This window comes from Candidatus Cloacimonadota bacterium, assembly GCA_034661015.1.
Lineage (GTDB): Bacteria > Cloacimonadota > Cloacimonadia > JGIOTU-2 > JGIOTU-2 > JAYEKN01.
In genome coordinates this window covers 50,579-52,488 of sequence record JAYEKN010000094.1, presented here as the reverse complement: position 1 = coordinate 52,488, position 1,910 = coordinate 50,579, and the positions used below count along the sequence as shown (strand labels likewise).

The 1,910-nt window shown below is 36.4% G+C and carries 2 protein-coding genes; one reads left to right on the top strand and one right to left on the bottom strand.

Features of this window, described 5'->3' with window-relative positions:
* Positions 1–143: 143 nt before the first annotated feature.
* Positions 144–698 (bottom strand): nitroreductase family protein, encoded by a 555-nt coding sequence (locus U9P79_03855; GenBank protein MEA2103760.1) that lies wholly within the window; start codon positions 696–698, stop codon positions 144–146.
* A 182-nt stretch (positions 699–880) separates the two neighbouring features.
* On the opposite strand from U9P79_03855, the gene mtnA reads away from it, so the two are divergent.
* Complete coding sequence (gene mtnA, locus U9P79_03850; protein MEA2103759.1) at positions 881–1,879, top strand: S-methyl-5-thioribose-1-phosphate isomerase; 999 nt, start codon at positions 881–883, stop codon at positions 1,877–1,879.
* The last annotated feature ends 31 nt before the right edge of the window (positions 1,880–1,910 follow it).

Here is a 1,910-nt window from a genome sequence, read left to right as displayed (position 1 = left end):
ATTACGCTTTTCCAAAGCGTTTCGTTTTCCGTTTCGGAGAAACAGAATACGGATTTTGTATTACGCTTTTCCAAAGCGTGTCGTTTGCCGTTTCGGAGAAACAGAATACGGATTTTGTATTACGCTTTTCCAAAGCGTATTATTTACCACATCTCGTTGTGAACAATAGTCTCAAGTTTTTTTCTATTGTTACTTCCTGCAAAAATTTTTACAGCTTTTGCGTACAAACTGTCCTTTTTTGCAGGATAACCAAATGGACTCAAAGCCACGACTTTGATTTCCTGGGGAATGCTTAGAATTAACTTTACCTTTTCTTCATTAAATGCACCTAACCAGCAGGAACCGATTCCCATCTCCCAGGCAACGAGCATCATTTGTTGGAAAGCGATTGCCGTATCAACAAGATAATAATTTTGCCCATTCATTTTCCCGCTATTTTGGGGATTGCCACAAAGAACGATTACAACCGGAGCGTCTTTTATGAAAAAATTTGCCTTGCTGATAAATCCGGATTTTAATGCTAATTTATTAATTGTTTTTTTGTTTTGTATTACGATAAATCGCCAGCATTGTTTATTCTGCCAGGACGGAGCAAGTCTGCCGGCTTCAAGGATTTTATTAAGTTTTTCATCCTCGATTTTTCGAGTTGAATATTTTCTGATGCTTCTTCTGCTTTTTATTGTTTCAAATGTGCTCATTTTCACTCCAATCATCTTTTATCACAAATATTTTTAAAACCGCAAATTTTGACAAGATTTTTCGTATCAATAATAAATTACATATTAATATTTATCCACAAATTAGCTTATATAGGAACATGAAAATTCATATTAATCTGTTATATTTTTTTTCGTGTATTTTGTGGTGAAAATCTTCCTCTATGAAAAATAATAAAATAATTTATGCAAAAAACGGAACAGTTATTCTGCTAGATCAAACAAAACTTCCATTTGAGTTTGAATATCTTACGCTGACGAATTACCGGGAAACTGCTCAGGCAATAAAGAATATGAATTTGCGGGGAGCGGGAACCGTTGGCGTGGCTGCAGGATTTGCCATTGCGCAAGCATTTTCAGAATTTTCAGAACCGGAAAAAATTTTACAGGCAAAAGCTGAGATTGAGTCAACCCGCCCAACTGCTCAAAATCTTTTTTATTCTACGAATTTGGTTTATTCAAAAGCTATTTCTGCTGACAATCCCACTGAAACCGCTTGGCAAATTGCCGCTGGCATTCTCCAAAGTGATATTACAAGCACAAAACTGATTGGTGAATTTGGAGCTGAACTTATTGAAAATGGATTCGGGATTTTAACGCATTGCAATGCGGGAAAATTAGCAATTCAAGGTTACGGTTCTGCCCTTGCTCCAATTTATCTAGCTTTTGAACAAGGAAAGAAAAATATTTTTGTTTTTATAGATGAAACTCGTCCGCGTTTACAGGGAAGCAGACTAACAGCCTGGGAACTTGCCCAAGCAAAAATTCCCCATGCTATCATTGTGGATAATGCAGCCGGTTTCTATATGCAAAAAGGAGAAGTTGACATCGTATTGGTTGGTGCAGATAGAATTGCTGCTAATGGTGATGTTGCAAACAAAATCGGAACGTATGAAAAGGCTGTTCTTGCCAAAGAAAACAATATTCCTTTTTATGTGGCAGCCCCATCCAGCACAATTGACATGAAATGTAAAACTGGCAGTGAAATTATGATTGAAGAACGTGAAGCAAGGGAAGTTAGAGAAATTTTTGGAAAACGAGTTGCCAATGAATCCAGTGATGTACTCAATCCCGCTTTTGACATTACTCCGGCAAAATTCGTTACGGGGATAATTACTGAAAATGGAATTTACAAACCTGAAGCACTTGGAATTGAAAATTAATTATGGAAATATATCAAGGAACAAAATTTGA